This window comes from Luteibacter sp. NPDC104163 (assembly GCF_055584245.1).
Window position 1 is genome coordinate 576,207 of sequence record NZ_JBVJMK010000001.1, and the last position, 26,899, is coordinate 603,105.

The window sequence follows — 26,899 nt, forward strand, 5'->3', positions numbered from 1 at the left end:
CCACGCGAGGTGCCACAGTGCCGGCGCCGGGCCCGCAGTGGGGGGGGGCGCCCCCCCCCCCCCGCCCCCACCCCCGCTCCCACAAGGGCTGGGTTGGGGTTTAGCGCCAGCATGAGGTGATGGGGTAGCGGCGTTCGCGGCCGAAGGCCTTGGTCGTGACGCGAGGGCCGGGCGCGGCCTGGCGGCGCTTGAACTCGTTGATGTAGACGAGGCGGATGACCCGGCGGACCGTGGCGTCGTCGTAGCCCGCAGCGATGATGTCTTCCGCGGAAGCCTCGCCCTCGATGAAGTGCTGGAGGATCGCGTCCAGCTCATCGTACGGCGGCAGCGAATCCTGGTCGGTCTGGTCGTGGCGCAGCTCGGCTGAAGGCGGGCGCTCGATCACGGCTTCGGGAATACCGCCATCGATCGCCGCGCGGTAGCGCGAGAGGTTGTACACCACCGTCTTGTAGACATCCTTGAGCGGCGCGTACGCACCGCACATGTCGCCGTACAGCGTGGCGTAGCCCACCGCCATCTCGCTCTTGTTGCCGGTGGAAAGCAGCAGCCGGCCAAACTTGTTCGACATGGCCATGAGCAGCACGCCGCGCGTGCGCGACTGCAGGTTTTCTTCCGTGATATCCGGCTTGCGGTCACCGAAGACCGGGGCGAGCGCGCCGGTCAGGGAATCGTAAATCCCCTCGATCGGGACGATGTGGTATTCGACGCCTAGGTGCTCCGCCTGGGCCTTGGCCTCGCGTAGCGAAAGATCCGACGTGTACTTGGTCGGCATCATCACCGCCGTGACCTTGTCCTTGCCCAGCGCATCGACCGCCATCACGAGGGTCAGCGCCGAGTCGATACCACCGGAAAGGCCCAGCAGCACGCCTTCGAAGTGGTTCTTGCCCACGTAATCGCGGATGCCACGGACGATGCCGTCGTACATCACGGCCTCTGCGCTACGGGTATCGGGCGCGGGCCAGTCGAGAGCCTTCAGCTGCTTCGTGGCGCTGTCGTATTCCACGCCCAGCAGCAGGTCTTCGAAGAACGGGGCGCGGGCGGCGATGCTGCCATCCGGCTGGACCAGCAGCGAGTGGCCGTCGAACAGCAGGTCATCCTGGCCACCGACGAGGTTCACGTAGGCGATGGCCACGCCGTTTTCCGTCGCGCGCTGCTGCAACAGCGCCTCGCGGGTGGCGGCCTGGCGCTGGTCGTAGGGCGAGGCGTTGATGACGAGGATCAGCTCCGCCCCGGCGTCCGCCGCGTGCGCCGCCGGCTCGGCTTCCCAGATGTCCTCGCACACCAGCATGCCGACGCGCACGCCTTCGATGTTGAAGACGTGGGTCTGCTCGCCCGCGCGGAAATAGCGCTTCTCGTCGAACACCGTGTAATTGGGCAGCGCCTGCTTGTGGTAGGTCCATTCGACCTTGCCATCGCGGATCAGCGAGGCAGCGTTGTAGACCTCGCCCTGGCTATCCGGGTAGCCCACGATCGCGGCGATGCCCTTCAGGTCGGGCGCCAGCGCCTCGAGCTCACGGCCGCAGGCCTGCAGGAAGCTCGGCCGCTGGAGCAGGTCTTCCGGCGGGTAGCCGGAGAGGGTCAGCTCGGGGAATGCGATGAGTTTGGCCCCGAGGCGGTCGCGCGCCTCGGCGGCAAGGGCCCGTACCCGGCGCGCGTTGCCGGCGGTCGCGCCGACGGGGAAATCGTGCTGGGCCAGGGCGAAGCGAAAGGTGGACATGGGGGATCCGTGGAATCGCGGGGATCGCCCATGATAATCCACTCGCCTTGTGGGGGCGCGCTGAGGCAGGAGCTGTTGTGGGAGCGCGCTTGCGCGCGATGGGGGGGGGGTGGCGCTAGCACCCATCGCGCGCAAGCGCGCTCCCACAACAGCCTGCACGGCGCGTTCCTAGAGGTAGAGCGCCGCTACTTTCAGGGCCGTCTTGTAGGGCTCGGGGTCATTGCGGTTGGTCAGGAGCACCACGGTGAGGTGCTGCTTCGGGTAGCGGACGATCACGTTGCGGAAGCCGATGGTCTCGCCGGAGTGCCACAGGGTTTCGCCGGTGATGCGCCAGCCGTAGCCGTAGCGGATGGTCGGGTCGTCGGTGGCGGTCCAGCCGGTGAAGGCGGCCTTGCGCGAGGCATCGCTGAGCAGGCGGCTGTCGTAGAGCGCGGCGTCCCAGCGCGCCAGGTCCTCGATGTTCGAATAGATGCCGCCATCGCCGAGTACGGAGCTGGTCATGCTCTGGTCGGTGCGGACCCAGTGGCTGCCCTCTTCGCTGTAACCGAAGGCGCGGTTCGGCACGGGAGCGCCCTCTTTCACGAAAGCGAGCGTGTGTTTCATCCCGAGCGGCTCGAAGATGCGTGTTTTCAGGAATGCCTGGAACGGCATGCTCGACGCCTTCTCCACGATGAGCGCGAGCATCGCGTAACCGCCGTTGCTGTAGCGGTACGAACTACCCGGCGGGAAATACAGGTGATCGGTCTTCGCGAGCAGCGCGAGCACGTCCTTGTCGCGCAGTGGCACCGACGTGTCCGCCGGCATGATGTCCTCGTAATCGACCAGGCCACCCTGGTGGCTCAGAAGCTGCCGGATCGTGATCGGCGCAGCGACGGCCGGAAGTTCCGGCAGCCACTTTCGCGCATGGTCATCGAGGCTCAGCTTGCCGTCCTGCGCGAGCAGCAGGATGGCCGTCGCGGTGAACTGCTTGCTCACGGAAGCCAGGCGGTAATCGGTCGAAGGCCCCGCCGCGACGTGCGCCTCCATGTCGGAAAAGCCATAGCCCTTCGAAACGATCGGCTTGCCATCCTTCAGGACCAGCAACGAGGCGCCGGGCACATCGCCCTGGTAGCGCTGCATCAGCGCATCCAGGCGCGCATCGTCACGAGCGTGGGCCGCGACGGTGAAGGCCAGGCACGACAGGATCACGGCAATGCAGCGCATGCTTACTCCACGGGGACGTCGTAAATTACGGGCGGTGCGGCCGCGGGCAGCGAGAAGTGCCACCATTCCTGCGGGTAGTTCGTGAACCCTTCGGCGGCCATGGCTTTCAGCAGGCGCTCGCGGTTCGCCTTCTGCGCGGCCGTGATACGCGGATCCGCCGTGTGCGCGAGCGGATCGAAGAAGTCGAAGCCCGTACCCATGTCGAGCGGCTCGCACGGGCCCGATGCGCAATGCATCAGGGTGAGATCCACCGTGGCGCCGCGGCTGTGCCCGGAGACGGGTGCGATGTATTCACCCAACAGCGCGTCCTTGCCAAGGCTTGGGTAATGCGCGGCCTTGGTGGATGTATCCGAAAGGTCGCTCGCCCAGCGCACGAAGGCCGCGACGGCACGTGCCGGCCGATAGCAGTCCCACACGCGCAGCGCGTAACCCTGGCCATGCAACGTGGCCTCCACGCGGGCAAGGGCTTCCGCAGCCTGCCTGCGCAGGAAGCACTTCGGCGCGCGATAGCCATCCACCACGGCACCCGTAAAGTTGTCGCTGCCGGCGTACTTCATGTCCTCGGCAAGCCTGGGCGACAGCGTCCGCACATCCACCATCCCCGCTTCGGCCATCGTGCGCGCTGGCGACAGCGCGGGCGGCCGCTCAGCCGCCACCGCCTCAAGGGCAAGCGCGGACGCGAGTAAAAGCGAGGTCTTCAAAATCATTGCTGAAGTCGGCATCGGGATCGACCTTGGAGAGACGCAGCTGGTCCGGTGCGGCGAGTTCGAGCCAGGGCTCGGCATCCATCCGCGTGCCATCCCACTGTACGAGGTATCGCGCACCGACGCGCTTCAGCGTGCCTTTCATCGCCGGTGAGCGCGTGGACTCGAAGCGAACACCGCCCTTGCCGGGGCAGACGCTCACTTCACCGAACCACGGATCCTTCCAGACGCCAAGGAAGGCCATCGCTTCCTTCGCCGAGGTGGCCACGCGGCCGGACGTATCCGGCGCACGCGCCGCGGCAGGTGCAGCCGAGGCGGCGGCCGCGATCCGGTCCGCGTACTCACCGACCGTGTGCGCTTCCGACGGCGCCGTGAACCGCTTCAGCATCGCCTCGGCGAGCGTGTCCCGTGCGTCCTCGCTGCCGCCGTTGATCAGGATGACAAATCCACTTCGCCGCTCCGGCAACAGGCTTACGGTGGAGTAGTAGCCCGATAGCGTGCCTGTGTGCGACACGCTCCATTGCCCATCCACATCGGCGAGGCGCCAGCCGTAACCGTAGCCATAAAGGTGCGTGTCGTTCCAGGCAGCGCGGCGTTCACCCACCGGCATGGGATTCTGGATCGTCCATAGCGGCGCGCGCGCCATCGCGTCAAGCCATGCGTACTGTGCCTCATCCGGCGATAGCCAGTTACCCGCCCAGCGCAGCATGTCGTCCAGGTCGCAACGGATGCCGCCTGCCGCGGCCGAAGTGATATCGAGCACCTCGCAGCTGTGCAGGCCCAGCGGGTCGAACACCTCACGGTGCATCAGCACGTCGTACGGCGCACCCCCAGCCGCGGCGGCGACCTCGCCCGCCACGACGTACATCAGATTGTCGTAGGCATACGTCGAGCGGAAGCTGTGCGCGGGCTGCAGGTAAGCGAGCCCGTGCAAGATGTCCTTTCGTGTGAAGGTATTGGGCTCGGGCCAGAGCATCAGGTCGCCGGCGCCCTCGCGCAGGCCCGTGTTGTGGATAAGCAGGTCACGCACCTGCATCTGCGCCGTGACCCAGGGATCGTGCATCCTGAAATCCGGCAGGTACTTCGTGACCGGATCGTCCCAGCGCAGCTTGCCCTGCGCCACGAGCCTGGCCAGCAGCGCGGTCGTCATCGCCTTGCTGTTCGATGCGATCTTGAACCGCGTAGCCGCATCAACCTTGCTGCCCTTCGCATCGAGCACATCGCCGACGGCTCGCGTGTACACCACCCTCCCCTCGTCGATGACGCCGACGGCCATGCCGGCCACCTTGTAACGGGCCATCGCTTCGTCGATCAGTTGATCGTACGAGGCGACCACAGGCTTCGCCGTCGCCACCTTCTCGTCATCCGCCCATACGCGCAGCAGGTTGCCTCCCCACAGTTTGGCGATATCGGCATCGGAGAAGCCGCGCGCCTTCAGCCCGGCGGTGACATTGCGGGTCTCGGAGGCATCCATCCAACCGGTAATCTCCCCGCCGCCATCGAAATCCGACGCGATCCCGACGTGGTCGATACCCGCCACCTGGACCATATGCTGGATGTGGTTGAGGAAGTCGTCCAGCGTCGACAGCGGATGCTCGCGCTGGATCTGCGCCATGCCCTCGGCGTACGCCGGCAGGTAATCGTGCTTCTCGCTGTCGTAGGCCTTGTCGCCTGCTTCCTTCGCGACCCGTTGCTGCAAGGCTTTCTCCGCCGCCTCGCGTGCCGGGTCGATCTTCAGGAACTCCTTATAGGCCACGGCCTGGACGACGCCACCCTTGGCGGCGATCGCGCGCAGCAGCTCGTCCGACAGGTTGCGCGGGTGGTTGGTCAGCGCGCGCGAGGAGGAATGCGACGCGATGATGGGCGCCTTCGACAGCGCCAGCACGTCGCGCACGCAGGCGTCGGAGGCGTGCGAGATATCCACCATCATGCCCAGGGCGTTCGCCCGCGCCACGACCTGGCGGCCGAACGCCGTGATGCCGAGGTTGCTGTCCGGCTTGTCGCCCAGGTCCTTGTCGGGTAGCGAGCTTCCACACAGATCGTTGTTGCCGACATGGGCGAGCCCGATGTACCGGGCGCCGCGCGCATACGCGGTGTCCACGCGGCGGATGTCGTGGCCGAGCGAGTAGCTGTTCTCGATGCCGATCATGGCCGAAAGCACACCGGCAGCCTTGTTCGCACGGACGTCCGCCGGCGTGCGGGCAGCCCGGATCTGCCCGGGGTACTGCTTCAGCATCCGGTCGATGGCGTCGTACTTGCGGGTCGCCTGCGCCACCGCGTTCGCGTAGCCTGCCTCGGTGAGCGGGCCCTGGGCCACGTAGATCACAAAGAAGGCGGCATCCAGTCCGCCCCGGCGCATCTTCGGCAGGTCGACCTTGAGGGGGCCATCCCTGCCGGCGTCGAACTTGGGATCGGCCATGTACGACAGGGGGATGTCGACATGGGTATCGATCGTGAGGGGATGGTCCTGGGCATGCACCCCTGTGGCGGCGAGCGCAAGCATGAGCAGTCGTTTCATCACCCCTCCTCGGTGAATGCGGTTGTGGGAGCGCGCTTGCGCGCGATGGGTGCTGGCGGCACACCCCATCGCGTGCAAGCACGCTCCCACAAGGGCTGGTGTTTCGTCAGAAATCGATGGAGACGGTCAGCTGGCCGAAGCGGGGTGACTGGAAGCGTTGCGGTTGCAGGAAGGTCGGGTTGAGGCCGCCGACGCTGGTTTGCAGGTCCTGGTCCACGCCCAGCGTGCGCTGCTGGTTGAGCACGTTGTACACCGCGAACTTCACGCGCAGGTTGTTCTTCTCGTCGATCGGCAGGAGGTAGGTGATGCTCGCATTGAGGTTGAAGGTCCAGGGAGTCCGGCGGTCACCGCGCGGCGAGCGCTGGTACACGCGGTTCTCGGAGACCGGGTCGGCGCAGTTGTCCACGCAGATGAAATAGCTGTGGTAGACGGTGGCGTCGTACGGATTGCCCACGCCATAGCCGGTGATCGGGCTGCCCGAGAGCGCCGTGACGTCCGCACCGACCTGCCACTGCTTGCTGATCGCATAGGTCCCGCGCAGCTTGATCTGGTGGCGGTGGTCGTTCGGCAGGTAGCCGCCGTTGAGGTTCACCCACGGATCGTCGAAGTTCTCGGTACGGCCGGTGTCATCGAAATTGGTATCCGAGTTCACCGGACCCTCGGCGTTGCCGCGGCTCCACGAGAGCACGTACGAGGCGTTGAACATCCACTTCTCGTCCCACGCGCGGTCCAGCTGGAACTCCAGCGAACCGAACGTACGACGTGGCTTCTTCCAGCCGCGCTGGCCGAGGTAGTTGCCGTCGGCGTCGTACATCGCCCAGCCTTCCTTCGACGTATCGATGGTGATGTAACCGTCCGGCGTACCGTCGCAGTTGGTGTCGCCGTACACGGTGGTCTTGCGGCCGGGGTTACCCATCACGTAGCCGATGTACCCGTCACCGCCGCACTGCGGCGTCGCGCTGATCTCCATGTCGTCGATCGCGTTGTGCAGCTTGCGGTACGTGCCGCTCACGCCCCACGACCATTTCTCGTCGAGAGCCTGCTGGAAGCCGAGGATGGCTTCGTCCTGGTAGACCGAATCCATGTGCTTGTCGACTTCGGCACGCAGGTCACCCACGGTACCGTTGCCCTGGGAATCATCCACCGGCCCGATCTGGGGGCCGAGGATGGGAACCGCGTACTCGCCACCGTTACGCTCGAGGATCTGGTAGCCGTTGAAGCCGTAGTAGGTGCGCTGGTCGAGCAGGCCACCCGCCTGCTTGATGTTGATCACGTTCGCGACCGGCAGGTAATAGCGGCCGAGGTTCCCGAAGACCTTGGTCGTGCCGTCACCCTTCAGGTCCCACGAGAAGCCCAGGCGCGGCGCGATCATGTTGTCCATCTTGATGTAGCTCTTGCCTTCGCCGGTTTTGTTGTCGAAGGCATCGCGACGCAGGCCGGCATTGAGCAGGAAGTCCGGCGTGATGTTCCAGTTATCCTCGATGTAGTAAGCGTTGTTGTCGGTCTCGAAGGTACCGTCGATCTCATAGCGACGGGCGCGCACATAAGCCGTGTAACCCGCTGGCACGACGCCACCGTTCTCGATGGTCGCACCGGGCGTCGTGTTGTAGATGTTATAGTAATACGCGCCCGGGCCCGGGTAGTGCCGCGAATACTGCGATGTATCCACCTCGTGGTCATAACCGAAGCGCAGCACATGGTCGCCCAGCGTCCACTCGAAGTCCGCACGGCCCTGCTTGCGCGTGTCGTTGCGCTTCTCCACCGCCGTGCTGGTGCTACAACCGAGCGGCACGCCCGGCGAGGGCACCGCGTTCACACGGGCGACCGGGTTGCACTCTTCATCGGAGAGGCCGCGGGTGAAGTCTTCGCGGTTGTTCTTGCCGTACATCAGCTTCATCGACAGGTTGTCGACGAGATAGCTCGTGAAGGTTCCGTTCCAGTTCTTGCCGCCGGTATCGCTGTAGATCTCGTCCTGCTTGACCCCCTTCGTCTGGGTCGGATAGTCGTACTCGTAGACCGAACCGACGTTCTTGTCCTTGTCCGAGAAGGCCATGAACTCGAGCAGGTTCTTGTCGTTGATGTGCCAGTCGACCTTGGCGCCCCAGAAGCCCGAATCGGTATCGTTCTGGGTAAGGACGGTGCCGTCGTTGTTGGTGTTCTGCGGCGTGTAGCCGCGCGCCTCGTACATGGCGAAGAAGAACAGCTTGTCCTTCACGATCGGGCCGGACGCGTACACGTTCATCTTGGTGCGCGTGTAGTGGTCCTCGGAGGAGGTGATGTAGCGCTCGCCATCCCAGTAGCGGTTCTTCGCCTGCGCCTGCCAGTCACTCGGCTCGAAGGTCATCTCGGCGCCAGCCTTGAATTCGTTCGTGCCCGAGCGGGTCACCGCGTTCACCACGCCACCCGTCGTTCGGCCGAACTCGACGGAATAGCCGCCGGTCTTGACCTGGAACTCCTGGTAGAAGGCGAACGGTGCTTCCGAGAAGCCGTTTCGGTTGTAGAAGTCCGTGACGTTGAGGCCGTTCACATAGAACGAGTTCTCGGCCACCGACGAGCCACCGAAGGAGATGCCGCCGAAGCCGGCGTTGCCCTTGTTGACGCCCGGTGCGAGCAACGCCACGGCCTGTACGTTCTGGTCCACCGGCAGGCGGCGAATCTCTTCACGGCTCACGTTCGTCGCCGTTTCGGTCGAACTCACGTCGACCGCGGAGATCACGATCGGCGCGCTCACCTGCACGCCTTCCAGGTCAGTCGTCGCCTTCGCACGTTCGACCAGGTTCACCGTGGTGGCATTACCCAGGCTGACATTCACCTCGGCGGTCTGCCCCACCGGCGTGCCGTCCAGGCTGCTGTCGAGCCTGTAGTGGCCCACCGGGAGGAAGGGGAAGCGGTAGCTGCCGTCGCGATCCGCCGTCACCGTACGGGTCAGGCCCGTGGACGGGTCGCGTACGGTCACCGTCGCCCCGGGTTTCGTGCGGCCGACGATCGAACCATCGGTGTTGGCGGCCTGTGCACCGGATGCCGCGAGCAGGCCAACGCCTATCGCAAGGCACAAGGCGCCATGGCGCAGCACGCGCCGGTTCGTCTTGGTATCCCCCATCTCCCCACTCCCATAAGATGATGTATCGGGTTGTCGAACAGGTTACCGGTGTGCCGTGGCGTCCCCTCGCGACGCGCCGACCCGGTGCCAGCTGAAGTCGTAATCCCACTGATCGAAGTACAGGTTGCCGCCCTTCCACTCCACCTCGCCACGCTGCGAATCCACCGTCTCGGAACGGGGGAACGTTTTCGCGGGGACGAAGGGCTGCGCGTAGTCATCGTTGAAGGCGACGCGATACGCGTCGAGCCCACCGAGATAGAAGTACTCGAGCTTCGCGTCGCCATTCAACCGGCCGAAGGTCACGTCCACCGGCACCCAGCCATACGGCGCCAGGTACACCTGGCCCCAGTCATGGATGTTGTTGTACTTGCCATCGGAGAACATCCAGCCCGATTGCCAGCGCGCGGGGATCCCGTTCATGCGCAGCAAGGTGATGAGCAGCAAGGTCTGCTCACCGCAATCGCCGTGACCTGCGTGCAGCGTGTAGTCGCCGATGTTCGAAAGGGTGGAGTATTCGCGCGCGCCAGCCCATGGGATCGTATCCACGGCAGCGAACAGTTTCTGCGCGACGCGATAAGGGTTGGTCTCGTCGCCCACCACCTTCTTCGAATACGCGCGTATGGCGTCGGTGAAGACCACGTGCGGTGCGCGTTCCTCGACGAAGGGTTGCAGCGCTGGCGTGATAGGGCTACGGACGACTTTCGATGGATCGATGTTGAAATCGCGGCCGTACAGGGTCGCCTGCCAGGTCACCGAGAACACCGTGGGCTTGCCCGCGACAGCCTTCTGTTCCAGATAGACCGTGCGCTGCATGGCGTCACTGGGCTTCGCGGCGAAGGCGGCGGGTGCATGGGCAACGAGCTGCACATCCTCCTGCTGGCCCTTGATCTCGCGCGGGAACGGCAGCCATGCGCGCAGTGTTTCACCTGCGGGGACCGCGTCGGCGTTCACCGTGAGGGTCTGGGTCACCTCCTCGCGCATCGGCAACACGCTGGTGCTACCGGTGCTGATCGCCGCCGCGCGGATGGCGCGGTGGTGGTCGTTCAATACTTCGTTCGGGCCATCGTTGAACGGCACCGGGTCCTTGCGACGTGCGCGTGCCTCGGCGCTAAGGCGGAACAGGTTGCCGGGCGCGCGGTTGAAATAGAGCGTGCGGCCGTCGATCACCTGTTTCTCGAGCAGGCCCGCGTTGTCCCACTTCGCGAACTCCGCGTCGGTGAGGTCGGGGATCTGCTTGCGCACGCGCGCCTTGGTGGCGTCGGTGTCGAGCTTGAAGTCGAGCAGGATGCGGCGCATGCGTTCGCGCTGGAACAACAGCGTCTGTTGTTGCGCGGTGTCGAGGTTCGGTTGGGCCAGGGCCGCTGCGATGGTCGATTCGGCGGCCTTGAAGTGGCCGGTGTCGATTTGCTGGCTGGCGGTGGCGGCGGGGGTGCCTGGTTGGGGAGGCTGGGGCAGGCTGGTATCGCGCGCGAGCGCGCTCCCACAAGAGCTGGGGGGCTTACACGTCGCGTGTGGGAGCGCGCTTGCGCGCGATGCTCCCGCGGCCACCAGGCAGGCGGCCAGCGCGTGGCAGACGATCACATGTCGTAGAGCCGCTTGCACCGTTCGGTATCCCCGTTGCACCGTGGTGGATGGGTCGTGCGTCTTGGCTGTGTAACATGCTTGCAAACGCCGGTCAATAATTTATGCTGCCGCCTAGATCGTCAGGAATAGATATTCCACGACGCCGTGCGGTACCACCCTTGGGAGGGGATGCGTGATCGAGTCGGTTTGGCCTTACCTGGCCGTGATGCTCCTGGCCGCTGGCTTCTGGCCGGCCATCGAACGGCATTTCGGCTGGAAGGTGTTCGAAATCCTCCCGCCCATCGTGCTCACCTACCTCACGGTCACCGCGCTTTCGGTGGGCGGCCTTTGGACCCACTCCGCGGAGATCCAGGGTGCCCAGGAGCTGCTGGTGAAGCGGCTGGTGCCCGCCCTGCTCTTCCTGCTGATGATCAGCTGCGACCTGCGCGCCATCCTCCGGCTGGGGCCGCGCGTGCTGGGCGTGTTCGCCTGCACGTCGATCAGCCTGTTCGCCGCGTTCGTCCTCGCCTTCCTCCTCTTCCGCCACTGGATGCCGGGCGATGGGTGGAAGCCCCTGGCCTCGCTCTCAGGCAGCTGGGTGGGTGGCACGGCCAACATGATCGCGGTGAAGCAGGCCATCGGCATGTCCGATACCTCGCTGGCCACGACCTTGCTCACCGACGCGCTCTGCTACTCGATGTGGGTGGTGGTGCTGTTCTCGGTCGCCCGCCTCGCGCCCGCCTTCAACCGCTGGGCCCGCGCGCGCTCCAGTGCCGACATGGCGGTCGCCGAGACGGCGGCACGCACCCCGGCAACGGTCGACAGCGTGCTGCTATGGCTGGGCCTGGCCATTGGCGTGGCCGCGCTGGCCACGGTGCTCGGCGAGCGCCTGCCGGTCGGCAGCATGGTGTCGTCGACCACCTGGACCATCCTCATCGCCACCTTCGCCGGACTGGTCGCCGCGCACACGCCGCTGGCCCGCCTGCCCGGTGCGCAGTCGGTGTCCAGCGCGATGCTTATCTCGGTCGTGGCGGTCCTGGCTTCGCAGAGCAGCTTCGCAGGCATCGCCGCCGCGCCGCTGTACCTGCTCTGCGGCGTAACCGTCATCGCGCTGCACGCCGTGTTCCTTTGCGGCTTCGCCCGGCTGTTCCATTTCGACCTGTACCTGTGCGGCATTTCCTCGCTGGCCCATATCGGCGGCGTGGCCGCGACGCCGGTGCTCGCGGCGACCTATTCGCGCTCGCTCGTGCCGGTGGGCATCCTGCTCGCGCTGCTCGGTTATATCCTCGGGACGGGCTACGGCCTGGTCGTCGCTTCCGTCCTTTCCGCGCTGGCTTCCTGACATGGACCTCGGCATGAACACCCTCCGCCATACCCTCCTTGCCGCGATGCTTGCCGTGGCCGTCGGCGCCACCGCGGCCCGCGCTGCGGAACCGCAGGCACTGGTCGCTCCGCCCTCGGGAGTCCTCGGCATCACCGATGCGCAGCTCGATCCTGCGTTCTGGGTCTCCCGCGCCGGCGCAGCGGATAGCGTGGTGCTCGATACCCGTGCCATCGCCGCGATCAACGACAAGGTGATGCGGCTCGATCCTTCCATGCACGATATCCGCCACCTCGGCGCGACGCTGCCGCGCGACCAGGTGAAAGGCTGGGTCACCAAACTGACCAGCAAGCCATCGAAGACGCTATACGACGTGGAAGGCAAGGCGGTACCGGCCGCGACGATCGATGCGGTAATGGCCAACGCCGGTATCGAAGGCATTCCCGCGAGCGTGACCCCGCACTACGGCATGGCCGTGCGACGCAGTGCGCTGCGTGGCTTCCCCACCGACCTGCGCGTCTTCAGCCACGCTGGCGACACCGATATCGACCGCTTCCAGGAGAGCACGCTGTTCCCCGGCGATCCGCTGGTCGTCGTGCACACCAGCCAGGATGGGAAGTGGGCTTTCGTCGTGAGCCCGCGCTATGCCGCGTGGATGCACGCGGACGACATCGCGCTGGGCGATGCACAGGCGATCTTCGCGCACGTGGACGCCACGCCCTACCGCGTGATCACGGGTGCGAAGCCGGATACGGTTTACACCCCGGAGGTACCTGCCTTGTCCGAACTGCAGCTGGACATGGGCACGCGCGTGCCGCTGGACACCAGCGTGGCCGCCGACCAGCCGGTAAATGGGCAGACGGCGTACACGTCGTGGACGCTGAGCCTGCCGTTGCGCGGCGCGGACGGCACGCTGTCGTTCCACCCCGCGCTGCTCCAGCGCAACCAGGATTCCGCCGCGGATTACCTCCCGCTGACCCGCGCGAACATCATCCGCCAGGCGTTCAAGTTCCTGGGTGAGCGATACGGCTGGGGCCACGCCTATGACGGCCGTGACTGCAGCGGGTTCGTCTCCGATGTGTATCGCAGCATGGGCGTGCAGATGCCGCGCAACACCGGCGACCAGGCGAAGAGCCCCGGCCTGGACCACACCCAGTACACCGACAAGGACAGCCACGATGCGCGCGTGAAAGCCGCGATGGCGCTGGAGGTCGGTGACCTGGTCTATATCCCGGGCCACGTGATGATGGTGATCGGCAAGCTCGACGGCCAGCCCTACGTGATCCACGACGTGGGCGGCATGAGCTACCGGCAGGCTGACGGGAGCATGCGCCGCGTGAAGCTCAACGCCGTCTCCGTCACGCCCCTGCTTCCGATGATGTTCAACGACACGCAGACCTTCGTCGATCGCATGACCAGCATCGTGCGCATCCGCTAACCGCCGAACGACAGGACTTTATGAAGATCACGGACATCCGCTTCGGCATGCTGCGCGTGCCGCTCAAAACGGCCTTCAAGACCGCGCTGCGCACCGTCGAGAGCGTGGAGGATATCGTCGTCATGGTACATACCGACGACGGCCGCGTAGGCTACGGCGAAGCGCCGGCCACCGCCGTCATCACCGGTGACACCCATGGCTCCATCGTCGATGCCATCCGCCACTACATCGCGCCGCGCCTCATCGGCGAGGACATCGCCGACCTCAACCGGATCACCCGGCTCATCCAGGGCGCCATGGAGCGCAACACCAGCGCCAAGGCCGCCGTGGAGATCGCGGTGCACGACCTGTGGGGCCAGCTGTACAACGCGCCGCTGTACAAGCTGCTGGGCGGTGGCGATCCGGTCATCACCACCGACATCACCATCAGCGTCGATTACATCGACAAGATGGTCGCGGATTCCGTCTCCGCCGTGGAGCGCGGCTTCGAGTCGCTGAAGATCAAGGTCGGCAAGGATATCGGCGTGGATATCGAGCGCGTCCGCGCCATCCATGCCGCCGTGGAGAACCGCGCCCTGCTCCGCCTGGATGCCAACCAGGGCTGGACGGCGAAGGAAGCGGTCTACGCGCTGCACGCGCTGGAAGATGCCGGCGTGCGCCTCGAACTCGTGGAACAGCCGGTAAAGGCGCGCGACCTCGAGGGCATGCGCTACGTGACCGAGCGCGTACACACGCCGGTCATGGCCGATGAAAGCGTCTTCGGCCCCATGGAAGTGATGGAGCTGATCCGCATGCGCGCGGCCGACATCATCAACATCAAGCTCATGAAGACCGGCGGCATCTCCAACGCCATCAAGATCGCCGACATCGCCGGCCTCTACGGCATCGAGTGCATGATCGGCTGCATGCTCGAATCCAGCATCAGCGTGGCCGCGGCCGTCCACGTGGCCGTGGCCAAGTCCGATGTGATCACCAAGGTCGACCTCGACGGGCCTTCGCTATGCGCCTACGATCCGGTCGACGGCGGGGTCACGTTCAACGAATCGGAAATCTCGATCACGGACGCCCCCGGCCTTGGCATCCGCGAGATCCGCGGCCTGGAAGCGCTTTGAGGGCACCCGACGGCATGTCACCCCTGGTGAAAATCCGCTCCGAACGCGACCGCATGAGCGCGGTGGAGCGGCGCATCGCCGATTTCATCCTTGAGAACGCGCACCTGTTGCGCGATTACTCGTCGCAACAACTCGCGAACGCGCTGGGCATCAGCCAGTCCAGCGTCGTCAAGTTCACCCAGAAGCTCGGCTTCCGCGGCTACCCGGACCTGAAGTACGCGGTGGGCGAAGTGATCGGCCGGGTCAGCGACGACGACGCCCCGGAAGCGCAGCGCTCCGGCGATACCGTGGGCGCCGAGCTATGGGCCCGCAAGACGCAGGCCGAGGAAGCTACGCACGCGATCAACACGCCAGAAACCATGGCCGCCGTGGTGGCCGCCCTGGGCCGCGCGGGCAAGGTGTTCCTGATCGGGCTGGGCGAGGATGACCTGCAGGTACGCGCGTTCGCCATGCGCCTTTCGCTGCTGGGCATCCCCGCCATCCGCCACGCCGACGTGGGCCGCATGGCCGCGCAGGTCGGCATGGTCACGGCTGGCGACGTGCTGATGGTGTTCTCCGAGCACGGCCGCCATCCGGCGCTTTCCAAGATCGCCCGCTTCGTGCGCGAGCGGCGCGGCCGCGTGGTGACGGTGACCCGGCACACCGCCAACCCGCTGCGTACGATGGCCGACCTGTCGCTCGTGGTCGCCGCGCACGATGACGCCTCGTACGTGCAGGCCCTGATCTACCAGACGACCGTGCAGCACCTGGTCGATACGCTCTTCATCCACCTGTGCGAAGGCGACGAACAGCGCCACCTTCATCTGGTGGAAAACCTCGACCGCACCCAGCAACTGCTGGAACCCTAGCCCTTCGCGGAGCCCACCATGGCCCTCCTGCCCCGGCTCGCCGGATTGATCGCCTTCTCGCTCCCCCTCGCCGCCAGCGCCTTCGAAGCACCGGTCGCATGGTCCGTGTCCCGGCAGATGGTGGTCGTCACCACCGATGGCTGGGATGCGAAGCAGGGCACGCTGCGCACGTATGTGCGCGAAGGTGGCAAATGGAAGGCAGTCGGCAACGCCTCGCCCGTGGTCATCGGCAAGACCGGGAGTGCCTGGGGCGTCGGCCTCTCGCCAGCGCAGGCCGATGGCCCGCAGAAGCACGAGGGTGACGGGCGCAGCCCTGCGGGTGTGTTCCGCATCGGCAAGGCCTTCGGTTATGCCGAGTCGAATCCGACCGCGCTTCCCTACGTGGGACTCACGGCCTCCGACTACTGCGTCGATGTCGACGGTTCGCCGTACTACAACCAGCTCGTCGACGAGAAGAAGGTCGGCGAGAAGGCCGTGGCCGGAGCCACCGAAGCCATGCGCCGCGACATCCATTTCCAGGGCGACCACGCCTACCGCATCGGCTTCGTCATCGAGCACAACCCCGATGGGAAGAAGGGCGCGGGCAGCTGCATCTTCGCGCACCTGTGGAAAACGCCGACATCGGGGACCGCAGGCTGCACGGCCATGGCGGACGATGTCATGGAACGCCTGCTCGCCTGGCTCGACCCTTCGAAGAAGCCCGTGTTCGTGCTGCTGCCGAAGGCCGAGTACGCCCGCCTGCGCGATACCTGGAACCTGCCCGCGCCATGAGTTCCTACGACATCATCGTGGTCGGCGCCGGCATCGCGGGCGCCTCGGTGGCCTGGTTCCTCGCGCCGCACGCGCGCGTCCTCATGCTCGAGCGCGAAGTCTTCGCCGGCATGCACACCACGGGGCGCTCCGCGGCGCATTTCAGCGAGACCTATGGATCCGCCCAGGTCCGTGCCCTCTCGCGGGCGACGCGGCCGTTCCTGGAACGTCCGCCTGCTGGCTTCGCCCATCATCCCATCCTGCACACGCGCGGCTCGCTGGTCGTCGCGCGCGCAGAGCAGGAGGACGTCCTGCGCGCCGATTTCGAACTGATGCGCGCCGGTACCAGCAGCCTGGCGTGGTTCGATGGCGACGCCGTACACGATGCGGTCCCGGTACTTCGCAGGAAGGCCGCGCACGCGGCAATCTGGGAACCGGACGCGGCGGACATCGATGTCAACGAGTTGCACCAGGCCTTCCTGCGTGGCGCGAAGGCACGCGGCGCCACGGTACAGCTGGATACCGATGTGCGCAGCGTGACCCGGGAAGCCGGTGGCTGGTGCATCAACGGCAGCCTGCAGGCACCGATCGTCGTCAACGCGGCGGGTGCCTGGGCCGACGTCATCGCCAGCCTCGCAGGCGTCGCGTCGATCGGCCTGGAGCCACGCCGCCGCTCGGCTTTCCTGTTCGAACCACCGGAAGGCACGGCGAGCCAGGACTGGCCCTTCGTCGTCGACCTCGACGAAAGCTTCTACTTCAAGCCCGATGCCGGCCTGTTGCTCGGCTCGGCGGCGAACGCCGACCCGACGCACCCGCACGACGTCCAGCCCGAGGAATACGACATCGCGCTCGGCATCCACCGGATCGAAGAAGCCACCACGATGAGCATCCGCCGGCCCACGCGCACCTGGGCGGGCCTGCGCAGCTTCGTTCCCGACGGCGACCTCGTCGGCGGCTTCGCGCACGACGCACCCGGCTTCTTCTGGCTCGCGGCACAAGGCGGCTACGGCATCCAGACCAGCGCGGCGATGGCGGAAGCGTGTGCCTCGATCATCCTTGGCCAGGCCATGCCCGCGCACCTCGCCGACACGGGCATCACCGCGACGATGCTCGCGCCGCGCTGAGCACGCATTAACCAGCACAACGCAAGTCGTTGTCGCAGCATATGAGATGCGGGTTATCCACACTGTTATGCAGTTGATACCCACACACCCTGTGGATATCGACGCACTTGCGCACCTCCATCTGGGCAGAGATTGACCAGTGCAATGCAAGTGGTTGTCGGTGAAGGCGCGTTGCGAGTTATGCACATGCTTATGCAGGTGCTGTCCACATGGGCTGTGGATATCGGGGCGCTTTCGCGAGCACCCATCGCGCGCGAGCGCGCTCCCACAGGGGTAGGTTCGACCTGGCAGTGGCTCGTCACTGTGGGAGCGCGCTTGCGCGCGATGGCCTGGCTCGCCATGTGGTCACGCACTAACCACGCCGACGCAAGTCGTTGTCTCAGCATGTGAGACGCGACTTATCCACACTGTTATGCATCGGATACCCACATTCCCTGTGGATATCGGCGCACGCATCCACGCGCCCCGCTGCGCACGGATTGACCAGCGCAACGCAAGTCGTTGTCGCCAAAGCCCGGGCGCGACTTATGCACACGCTTGTGCAGAGGGTATCCACACAACCTGTGGATAGCGCACGCCGCGATGCGCACGCGACGTTTTCCCAAACGCGTGTAGTCCTCGGACTCGCGTGCTGCGGTTCGGCGCCGGACGGCGCTGCGCGTCGCCTAAGCTACGCCACCAACCAAGAGGAACACCCATGCGCCAACGGATTGGCATCTTCCTGCTCGCCCTCATCATCGCCACCCCGGCCTCTGCCACGGTCGACAACGCCGTCATCCGGGATTTCGACCGGGGCGTCGCCGCCGGGCTTCCTGCGATCATCGCGCTGCCGGCCACCGGCCCGCAGGACGATGGCGCCACGGGTGAAGAGCAGCTATCGGTCAACGAGAGCATCCCCGCGTCGGTCTATTTCGGCGATGCGCCGCCGGCCCGCATGTACCGCGCCACGCTCGATGGGCGACCGGCCGTGCTGACTCGCGGTGGCCGCAGGCTCGACATCACCCTGGCCGATGGTGAAGACGTGGAAACGCGAGTATTCGAGGCGGGCGACGATGACGCTCCGGTCCACCCGGTTTCCCCACCGCTGGCTGCGTCGCGTGGGAACTCCGTCGGCGAGCGTGTCAGGCGCAGCGCAGTTGAAGACGGCGAGGCGCAGACGGTGGATATCCACATGTTCGTGCACCACGATGTCACCAACCTCATGACGCGCGAGGCGGTCCACGCCGGCTACGTGGCGTGGTGGCTCTCAGACGCGCTCCGCATCCTGCCGTTCGCACGCGTAGACGTTCGCTACCACCCACCCATCCAGGGCCTGTCGGACGTGCCCTACATGCACGGTCACGTGCTGCTTGACTGGATGACTGTCGTCGAGCAATGGGCAGGCGATGAGGACCTGGACGACAGCCACCTGCGCAAGTACGTCCTGGTCACGTTGGCACCGCCCGCGCCAGGCGTGGGTGGCGTGGCCTGGCAGGGTGGCAACGCCGCCGTGGCAAGCATCGCTGGCCGGTATCGCATCCTCGCCCATGAACTGGGCCACATGTTCGGCGCCACGCACGCTGCGGCCGAGGTGCAGTACCGCGGTGGCTGGTGGTGCGAGAGCAACATGCTCGCGACGACCTCCGTGTTCCGCTCGAACTGCTATCGCTATTCGGCGGAAAACGAGCGCCGCATACGGCGGTACGCCATCGAGGTCCCGGACGCGGCATGGGACCCGCACAAAGGGCCGCCGATCGAGGATTGATCGCACGGTGCGTCACCGCCCAAAAAAAAGGCCCCGCCAAAGCGGGGCCCTTTAGTCGTTCCGCCGAAGCGAAGCGGTATTACTTCATCAGACCCGCGAGGGTCTTGCCGAGGTCGGCCGGCGACTTCACCGTGGTGACGCCCGCCTTCTCGAGAGCTGCGAACTTGGCTTCCGCCGTGCCCTTGCCGCCCGAGATGATCGCACCGGCGTGGCCCATGCGCTTGCCCGGGGGAGCCGAGGCGCCAGCGATGAACGACACGACCGGCTTCTTAACGTACTGGCTGATGAACTCAGCCGCGTCTTCTTCCGCGCTGCCGCCGATTTCGCCGACCATGATGATGCCTTCGGTCTGCGGATCGTCCTGGAAGAGCTTCAGGCAGTCGATGAAGTTCAGGCCGTTGATCGGATCGCCACCGATACCGATGCAGGTCGACTGGCCGAGGCCTTCGTTGGTGGTCTGGAAGACCGCTTCGTACGTCAGGGTGCCCGAACGCGAAACGATGCCGACCTTGCCCGGCTTGTGGATGTGGCCCGGCATGATGCCGATCTTGCACTCACCCGGGGTGATGACACCCGGGCAGTTCGGACCGACGAGCACGACGTCCGGGTTCGACTTCAGCACGTTCTTCACGCGCATCATGTCGAGGACCGGGATGCCTTCGGTGATCGCGACGATGACCTTGATGCCGCTATCGATGGCTTCGAGGATCGAATCGGCGGCGAACGGGGGCGGAACGAAGATGACCGAGGCATCAGCCTTGGTCTGGTCGACAGCCTGGCGCACGGTGTTGAACACCGGCAGGCCGATGTGCTCGGAACCACCCTTGCCCGGGGTCACGCCACCCACGACCTGGGTACCGTAATCGAGGGCCTGCTGGGCGTGGAACGTGCCCTGCTGGCCGGTAAAGCCCTGGACGAGGACCTTGGTGTTCTTGTTGATCAGGACGCTCATGTTACTTCGCTCCTCAGGCCGCTGCGGCCACGGCCTTCTGGGCCGCATCGTTGAGATCGTCGGCCGGCGTGATCGCCAGGCCCGAGTTGGCCAGGAGCTCGCGGCCCTGGTCGACGTTGGTGCCCTGCAGGCGGACGATCACGGGGATCTTCAGGCCCACTTCCTTCACCGCGGCGATGATGCCTTCGGCGATCAGGTCGCAACGCACGATGCCGCCGAAGATGTTGACCAGGATGGCCTTCACCTTGTCCGACGAGAGGATGAGCTTGAACGCCTCGGTCACGCGCTCCTTGGTGGCGCCGCCGCCGACGTCAAGGAAGTTGGCCGGCTCGCCGCCCGCCAGCTTGATGACGTCCATGGTCGCCATGGCCAGGCCTGCGCCGTTGACCATGCAACCGATGGTGCCGTCCATCGTGACGTAGTTGAGGTTGTGCTGCACGGCAGCCGCTTCGGCCGCGTCTTCCTGGGTCAGGTCGCGCATGGCGGCCAGGTCCGGGTGACGGAATTCGGCGTTGTCGTCGGAGTTGACCTTGCCGTCGAGGGCGGCGAGGTTGCCGTCTTCGAGGATGGCGAGCGGGTTCAGCTCGACCAGGGCCAGGTCCTTCTCGTTGAACAGCTTGTACAGGCCAAGCATGATCTTGACGAACTGGCCGATCTGCTTGCCTTCCAGGTCCATCTTGAACGCGAGTTCACGCGCCTGGTACGGCTGCAGGCCTTCGACGAAATCCACCACGAGCGTGTGGATGTCTTCCGGCGTGTCGTGGGCGACCTGCTCGATGTCGACGCCGCCGTGCTTGGAGGCGATGAACGAGATGGCCTTCGTGTCACGATCGGTGAGGATCGACAGGTAGAGTTCCTTCGCGATGTCGGTCGCGTCGGTCACCAGCACCAGGTTCACCGGCAGCGCGCGGCCAGCCGACTGGTACGTTTCCATGTTGGTGCCGAGCATGCCCTTGGCGGCATCACGGACAGCGTCGAGGCTGCGGCAGAACTTGACGCCACCGGCCTTGCCGCGACCACCGGCATGGATCTGGGCCTTGACCATCCACTGCGAACCACCAAGGTGCTTGGCGGCATCGACAGCGGCGTCGGGAGAGTTGGCAACCTTGCCCGGGGGCACGGCAATGCCGTACTTCGCGAACAGTTCTTTGGCCTGGTACTCGTGGAAATTCATTCGATACCTCGAGCGAACGGAGAAAAGCGAGTGAACACGCACAGGCCGCGGGCGACCGGTGCGGGGATGGGGGATAACACGCGAACTACGCAAAACGGCGCAATACGGCCACGTATTTTCGACGATGGCGCCCCCAAAGGAAAGGGGCGGCCTGGTTCACACCTGCCGTACGCGCGTGTTGCCGTGCATCAGGGGGGCCCTATACTGGCCGTCATCCCAGGCCCCCGGGGCCGCCCGGCGGAGAGCCAAAGACGTGTCCACGCCCGTGCCGACCATGACCGCGATCGCCCGGGCAAACCAGGCCACGGCCCGCCACGAACTCTTCTTTTTCAATTACTTCCGGCTGGGCCAGGCCGCGGTTTACACCGCCCTGGCGTTCCGCCCGGAGCACATGGCCTGGCCGCTGCTGCCCGAGCCGGTGCTGGCCCGGGTCATGGCCCTGGCCTACCTGTTCGCGGCCCTGGTCATGGTCGCCCGCACCCGGCCCCTGCTCCACCGCCCGGTGCTGGTCGTCTCGGTCGGCCTGACCCTCGATATTGCCGTGGCCGTGCTGGCCCTGATCCTCATGCACGACGTCCGCATGGGCGTGGCCATGATGCTGGCGGTGAACATCGCCACGGGCGCCCTGCTGCTGCCCCTGCGGCTCTCCATGTTCTTCGCCGCCCTGGCCACCCTGTGCATGCTGGGCCATTCCCTGTTCGACGTGGACCAGCCCGGCGCCTCGGACCGCGAGGTGGTGGAATACGGCCTGTTCGGCGCGGCTTACTTCGCCTGCGCCTCACTCTGTTATGTGCTGGGCCGGAACATCCGCGCCTCCGAGGCCCTGGCTGAGCAGCGCGGCATCGACCTGGCCAACCTGTCCCAGGTCAACGAGCTGATCATCCGGCGCATGAAGACCGGCGTGCTGCTGGTCGACGAGGGCAACCGGATCCACCAGCTCAACGAATCGGCCTGGATGCTCATGGGCAACCCCTCGGCCGACCAGCGCGACCTGGGCTCGATCGCCCCGGAGCTCTCCCGCCGGCTGTACCACTGGCGCACCTCGGGCAAGCTGGACGAGAGCGCCACCATGCTGGCCGATGGCACGCCCGAGGTGGTGCCGCGCTTCTCGCGCCTGGCGCCCAATGATGATTCCCACGTCCTGATCTTCCTGGACGATACCTCGCTGGTCTCGCGCCGGGCCGAGGAACTGACCCTGAGCTCGCTGGGCCGGCTCTCCGCGTCGATCGCCCATGAGATCCGCAACCCGCTGGCCGCGATCCACTATTCCGCCCAGCTGCTCGCCGAATCCACCGACCTGGCCGATACCGACCTGCGCATGGTCGAGATCATCAACAACCATTGTTCGCGCCTCAACGAGATCATCGAGAACATCCTGCAGCTCTCCCGCCGCGAGCGCTCGCGCCCGGAAACACTGGACCTTAGCCGCTGGGTGCACGATTTCGTCGGCGAATACCGCCAGGGCAACGACCTGGGCGCGGATGTGCTCCGCGCCGTGTCGGGCTCCGAGCCGGTGGCGGCGGTCGCCGACCCGCAGCACCTGCAGCAGGTGGTGTGGAACCTGGTGCAGAACGCGCTGCGCTACGGGCGCATGCCCAGCGAGCCGGCGCGGGTGATGGTCGTCGCCCGCCATTCCGAGGCCGGGATCCCGATCCTCGAGGTGATTGACCGCGGCCCGGGCATCCCGCCGAAAGTGGCCGCGCAGATCTTCGAGCCGTTCTTCACCACGCACGAGTACGGCACCGGCCTGGGCCTGTACCTGGCCCGGCAGATGACCGAAGCCAACCAGGCCGCGCTGGAATACGTGCGCGTGGCCGGTGGCGGCAGCTGCTTCCGGATCAGCCTGACCCCGCCTGCGCGAACCCCCGCCGTGGCGCCGATCGCAGCCCGCGCATGATCGGTGCCCTTTGCGTGAAGGCCCCAGCCGGTTACATTTGGAACATTCACCGAAGCGTCCGGACCCGATGAGCAAGCAGACAGTCCTGGTGATCGATGACGAGCGGGACATCCGTGAGTTGTTGACCATCACACTCGGTCGAATGGAACTCGACGTCGACGCCGTGGGGAGCGTCAGTGAGGCCCGGAATGCCCTCACGTCTCGCCGATACGACCTGTGTTTCACCGACATGCGGCTGCCTGACGGCAGTGGCCAGGAGATCATCGAGCTGATCTCGGCCACCTACCCCGACATGCCGGTGGCCATGATCACCGCCTACGGCAACGTGGACGCGGCCGTGAACGCCCTGAAGGCGGGCGCGTTCGATTTCGTCTCCAAGCCGGTGGATATCCACCTGCTCCGCCGTCTCGTGAAAACGGCCCTGCGCCTCTCCGAAGAGCGCAAGGGCGATGCCGGCAGCAAGGCCGCGCCGGGCGCGGATCGCCTGATCGGCGAATCCCCGGTGATGACCGAAGTGCGCGGCAAGATTGCCAAGCTGGCCCGCAACCAGGCCCCGGTGTACATCGCCGGCGAATCCGGCGTGGGCAAGGAGCTGGTCGCCCGGCTCATCCACGAACTGGGGCCGCGCGCCACGGGCACCTTCGTGCCGGTGAACTGCGGCGCCATCCCGTCCGAGCTGATGGAAAGCGAGTTCTTCGGCCACCGCAAGGGCAGCTTCACCGGCGCCCACGCGGACAAGGAAGGCCTGTTCCAGGCAGCCCATGGCGGCACGCTGTTCCTCGACGAGGTCGCCGAACTGCCCCTGCACATGCAGGTGAAGCTGCTCCGCGCCATCCAGGAAAAGGCCGTGCGCCCGATCGGCGGCCGCGATGAGGTGCCGGTGGACGTGCGCATCCTCTCGGCCACCCACAAGAACCTTGCCGCGCTCGTCGAGCAGGGCCAGTTCCGCCAGGATCTGTTCTATCGCATCAACGTGATCGAGCTGCGCGTGCCGCCGCTGCGCGAACGCCGCGGTGACGTGCCACGCCTCGCCGACTTCATCCTGCGCCAGCTGGCGACCGAATCCGGTGGCCCGCCCGGCAAGCTGAAGCCGGAAGCGCTTGCCGCGCTCGAGGCCTACCAGTTCCCGGGCAACGTGCGCGAACTGGAGAACATCCTCGAACGCGCCATGGCCATGTGCGAAGGCGACACGATCGAAGCGGATGACCTGATGCTGCCGCAGCGCACGTCGCTGCCGGGCACGGATACGGCAGGTGCGCCGGCCGGCGCACCGCAGCCACCCGCCGCAGCTGCCGCGGCGGCCGCCGGTGCGCCCGCACCGCGCAACCCCGCCGCCGATGGTTCGCTCGAGGATTACATCACCAACATCGAGCGCGACACGATCATCAAGGCCCTGGAAGAGTCCCGCTACAACAAGACCGCCACCGCCAAGAAGCTCGGCATCACCTTCCGCGCGCTGCGCTACAAGCTGAAGAAGCTCGGCATCGATTGATGCCGTAAAGCATCGCGCGCAAGCGCGCTCCCACAAGGTCACGGGGCCACTGTGGGAGCGCGCTTGCGCGCGATGGCTTTTAGCGATGAGCTACACAACAGCCTTCTTCAAAGCCCGCCGAGCCACCCACCACGCCCGCGCGCACCTCCCGGCAACCCACGCCACGATAGAAAGTACACACGCCGCGACCGCATTGGGAACAAACCAAGCCACCAGCGGAAGATCCTGCACATAAGGCACATCCTGCGGCGGAAAATCCAGCCACGGCGTCAGGAACAGCGGGAACATCAACACCCCGCGCAACGTATCGAACAACCACGAATCAAAACACGGCACGTCCAGGCACGACGTCTGCGCGGCGAGCACCAGCGCCGCAGCCATCGTGTGTGCCATGCACGCCCCCACGAAGATCGACGCGCGCATCTTCCACATCCCCGCCACGCGCATCGCTTCCGGATCCCACTTCCTCATGCCACTCCCACCCTTCGGTTGCTCCTGCGTCATGCAGGGCGGGGAAGCGTAGGCAGGCGGGTGCGGGGAAAGATATGGAAGGATTCTGAAAAATGCGGCGGATGATGCGCCGATTCGGCGGAGCTCCTGTGGGAGCGCGCTTGCGCGCGACGGAGGGCACGGTAAGCCCTATCGCGCGCAAGCGCGCTCCCACAGGTACCGGCCTCAGGCGGTCGGCAGGCTTGGCTGGCTGGCTTCCAGGGCTTCGCGGACTTTCTTCAGCAGTGCGCGGGACTGGATGGGCTTGTCGATCAGGTAGAGGTGTTTGATGTCGGGGAGTTCGTCGAGGTTCGGCGGCGCGTCGGGGCGCGCGAGCAGGAGCACGGCACCGGTGTAGCCGTGGTCGAGCAGCGCGGCGAGCGTGCGGACGCCGGTGAACAGGTTCATGTCCGCATCCATCACCACGAGGTCGGGCACACCGTGGGCTTCGATCCACTGCAGCGCCGCGGTACCGCTCTGGCTCGCGCCAGCCTGGTAGCCGTAGGTATCCAGCGTGTCGGCAAGCAGCGAGAGCTGCATGGCTTCCTCGACGACCACGAGCACGCGCTCGGCTTCGCCCTGCAGGTAGGGCTCGATGACCGGCAGCTCGCCAAGGTCGCTCTCTTCCACGCCGAGCGGAAGGTAGAGATGGAACTCGGTGCCTTCACCCACGCGGCTGCGCACGCGCATCAGGCCGCCGTGGCTGGCGACGATGCGCTTGCACGAAAGCAGGCCCAGGCCAGTACCGGATTCCTTGGTGGTGAAGAACGGCTCGAACAGGCGCTGCAAGACCTCGGGCGGCATGCCCGCACCCGTATCGATGACGGAGATGCGCAGGTAACGCCCGGCGACGGTGGTCTCGTCGTCGCTGAAGAAGTCCTCGGCCAGCGTGACCTGGGCGGTCTCGATGCGCAGCTTGCCGCCTTCCGGCATGGCCTGGATCGCATTGAGGCAGAGGTTGAGCATGCACTGCTGCAGCTCGGTGTGGTTGCCCTCGAATGCGACATCGGGATCGTAGACATCGACGCTCATTTGCACCGAGCGCGGCACGCTGCCCTGCATCAGCAGTTTCAGCGCATCGGTCAGCGCACCCAGCTTCACCTGCTCGGCGCGCCGCGCGCCACGGGCGAAGGAGAGCATGGACGAGACCATCTCGAGGCCACGGCGCCCACAATCGCGCACCAGCGTGCCGAGGCGCGCAAGGCGCGGGTCGTCGGCATAGTCTTCCAGCGTATCGCCGGCCAGCAACAGCGGCTGGAGCAGGTTGCGCAGGTCGTGCGACAGGCCGCCCGCGAGCAGCGCCAGGCTCTCGAAACGCTGCGCGCGGATCAGTTCCTGTTCGGCACGCATGCGCGCCTTGAGTTCATCCGCCTCGCGCAGGGCACGGCGCACGGCCGAGGCCAGGCGCGCCGTGTTCTGCTTCAGGATGTAATCGGTGGCACCGCTGCGCAGTGCCTCGATCGCGGCTTCTTCGCCGAGCGTGGCCGAGATGAAGATGAAGGGCACATCGCTGGAGCGTTCGCGCAGGATCTGCAGTGCACGCTCGCCGCTGAAGTGCGGCATGCTAAGGTCGGACAGCACGATGTCCGGCCGGAAATCTTCCAGCGCGGCCACGTAGGCCTGCTCGTCATCGACGAGCCGCACCTCGTAGTCGAGGCCGTCTTCCTCCAGCTCGGACATCACCAGCTCGGCATCGAGCTCGTTGTCCTCGACCTGCAGGATCCTGACTTTCTGCGTCTGCCCGTTCATAGCC

The 26,899-nt window shown here is 66.0% G+C and carries 19 protein-coding genes; 9 read left to right on the plus strand and 10 right to left on the minus strand.

Annotated features, from left to right (window positions below; all coding sequences use genetic code 11):
- Positions 1-100 precede the first annotated feature (100 nt).
- From ACZ6YI_RS02625 to ACZ6YI_RS02650, 6 genes are all read right to left on the minus strand, one after another.
- Entirely contained in the window at positions 101-1,717 is a 1,617-nt protein-coding gene (locus ACZ6YI_RS02625) for an NAD+ synthase (protein WP_465777289.1), read from the minus strand.
- A 168-nt stretch (positions 1,718-1,885) separates the two neighbouring features.
- A complete protein-coding gene (locus ACZ6YI_RS02630; protein ID WP_465777290.1) occupies positions 1,886-2,920 on the minus strand; it encodes a serine hydrolase domain-containing protein in 1,035 nt (344 codons plus the stop codon).
- A 2-nt stretch (positions 2,921-2,922) separates the two neighbouring features.
- Positions 2,923-3,627 (minus strand): M15 family metallopeptidase, encoded by a 705-nt coding sequence (locus ACZ6YI_RS02635; RefSeq protein ID WP_465777291.1) that lies wholly within the window; start codon positions 3,625-3,627, stop codon positions 2,923-2,925.
- A complete protein-coding gene (locus ACZ6YI_RS02640; protein WP_465777292.1) occupies positions 3,581-6,142 on the minus strand; it encodes a membrane dipeptidase in 2,562 nt (853 codons plus the stop codon). Before ACZ6YI_RS02640 ends, ACZ6YI_RS02635 begins: the two co-directional genes overlap by 47 nt.
- 106 nt (positions 6,143-6,248) lie before the next feature.
- Positions 6,249-9,242: a TonB-dependent receptor gene (locus tag ACZ6YI_RS02645; RefSeq protein WP_465777293.1), complete on the minus strand. Its 2,994-nt coding sequence runs from the start codon at positions 9,240-9,242 to the stop codon at positions 6,249-6,251.
- Between the two features lie 42 nt (positions 9,243-9,284).
- Positions 9,285-10,697: a transglutaminase-like domain-containing protein gene (locus ACZ6YI_RS02650; protein ID WP_465777377.1), complete on the minus strand. Its 1,413-nt coding sequence runs from the start codon at positions 10,695-10,697 to the stop codon at positions 9,285-9,287.
- Positions 10,698-10,998: 301 nt separating this feature from the next.
- Here ACZ6YI_RS02650 and ACZ6YI_RS02655 point away from each other — a divergent pair, with 301 nt between their 5' ends.
- The 7 genes from ACZ6YI_RS02655 to ACZ6YI_RS02685 all read left to right on the plus strand — a co-directional run bounded on the left by ACZ6YI_RS02655 (position 10,999) and on the right by ACZ6YI_RS02685 (position 19,142).
- Positions 10,999-12,147 carry a DUF819 family protein gene (locus ACZ6YI_RS02655; protein WP_465777294.1) on the plus strand — a complete coding sequence of 383 codons (1,149 nt, stop codon included), beginning with the start codon at positions 10,999-11,001 and terminating at the stop codon, positions 12,145-12,147.
- 13 nt (positions 12,148-12,160) lie between these two features.
- Complete coding sequence (locus tag ACZ6YI_RS02660; RefSeq protein ID WP_465777295.1) at positions 12,161-13,564, plus strand: C40 family peptidase; 1,404 nt, start codon at positions 12,161-12,163, stop codon at positions 13,562-13,564.
- A 20-nt stretch (positions 13,565-13,584) separates the two neighbouring features.
- The gene (locus ACZ6YI_RS02665) at positions 13,585-14,676 is read left to right on the plus strand and encodes a dipeptide epimerase (RefSeq protein WP_440328369.1); all 1,092 of its coding nucleotides are present in this window, start codon (positions 13,585-13,587) and stop codon (positions 14,674-14,676) included.
- Positions 14,677-14,690: 14 nt separating this feature from the next.
- Positions 14,691-15,524, plus strand: coding sequence for a MurR/RpiR family transcriptional regulator (locus tag ACZ6YI_RS02670; protein ID WP_440328367.1), 834 nt, complete (start codon positions 14,691-14,693; stop codon positions 15,522-15,524).
- A gap of 18 nt (positions 15,525-15,542) precedes the next feature.
- Positions 15,543-16,295, plus strand: coding sequence for a L,D-transpeptidase family protein (locus ACZ6YI_RS02675; protein WP_465777296.1), 753 nt, complete (start codon positions 15,543-15,545; stop codon positions 16,293-16,295).
- Positions 16,292-17,398, plus strand: a complete 1,107-nt coding sequence (locus tag ACZ6YI_RS02680) for an NAD(P)/FAD-dependent oxidoreductase (RefSeq protein WP_465777297.1) — start codon at positions 16,292-16,294, stop codon at positions 17,396-17,398. The genes ACZ6YI_RS02675 and ACZ6YI_RS02680 overlap by 4 nt, the downstream gene beginning before the upstream one ends.
- 697 nt (positions 17,399-18,095) lie before the next feature.
- Positions 18,096-19,142 (plus strand): hypothetical protein, encoded by a 1,047-nt coding sequence (locus ACZ6YI_RS02685; protein ID WP_465777298.1) that lies wholly within the window; start codon positions 18,096-18,098, stop codon positions 19,140-19,142.
- Positions 19,143-19,221: 79 nt separating this feature from the next.
- Here ACZ6YI_RS02685 and sucD read toward each other — a convergent pair whose 3' ends face one another.
- Positions 19,222-20,094 carry a succinate--CoA ligase subunit alpha gene (gene sucD, locus ACZ6YI_RS02690; RefSeq protein ID WP_045830691.1) on the minus strand — a complete coding sequence of 291 codons (873 nt, stop codon included), beginning with the start codon at positions 20,092-20,094 and terminating at the stop codon, positions 19,222-19,224.
- 13 nt (positions 20,095-20,107) lie between these two features.
- Positions 20,108-21,310: an ADP-forming succinate--CoA ligase subunit beta gene (gene sucC, locus ACZ6YI_RS02695; protein ID WP_465777299.1), complete on the minus strand. Its 1,203-nt coding sequence runs from the start codon at positions 21,308-21,310 to the stop codon at positions 20,108-20,110.
- A 232-nt stretch (positions 21,311-21,542) separates the two neighbouring features.
- On the opposite strand from sucC, the gene ACZ6YI_RS02700 reads away from it, so the two are divergent.
- Together ACZ6YI_RS02700 and ACZ6YI_RS02705 are read left to right on the plus strand one after the other, a co-directional pair.
- On the plus strand, positions 21,543-23,165 hold the full coding sequence (locus ACZ6YI_RS02700; protein WP_465777378.1) for a sensor histidine kinase: 1,623 nt from the start codon (positions 21,543-21,545) through the stop codon (positions 23,163-23,165).
- Positions 23,166-23,232: 67 nt separating this feature from the next.
- Complete coding sequence (locus ACZ6YI_RS02705) at positions 23,233-24,657, plus strand: sigma-54-dependent transcriptional regulator (protein ID WP_465777300.1); 1,425 nt, start codon at positions 23,233-23,235, stop codon at positions 24,655-24,657.
- 90 nt (positions 24,658-24,747) lie between these two features.
- On the opposite strand, the gene ACZ6YI_RS02710 is transcribed toward ACZ6YI_RS02705, so the two are convergent.
- Both ACZ6YI_RS02710 and ACZ6YI_RS02715 read right to left on the minus strand, forming a co-directional pair.
- Positions 24,748-25,128, minus strand: coding sequence for a hypothetical protein (locus ACZ6YI_RS02710; protein WP_465777301.1), 381 nt, complete (start codon positions 25,126-25,128; stop codon positions 24,748-24,750).
- A gap of 204 nt (positions 25,129-25,332) precedes the next feature.
- Complete coding sequence (locus tag ACZ6YI_RS02715) at positions 25,333-26,895, minus strand: ATP-binding response regulator (RefSeq protein WP_465777302.1); 1,563 nt, start codon at positions 26,893-26,895, stop codon at positions 25,333-25,335.
- Positions 26,896-26,899 lie beyond the last annotated feature (4 nt).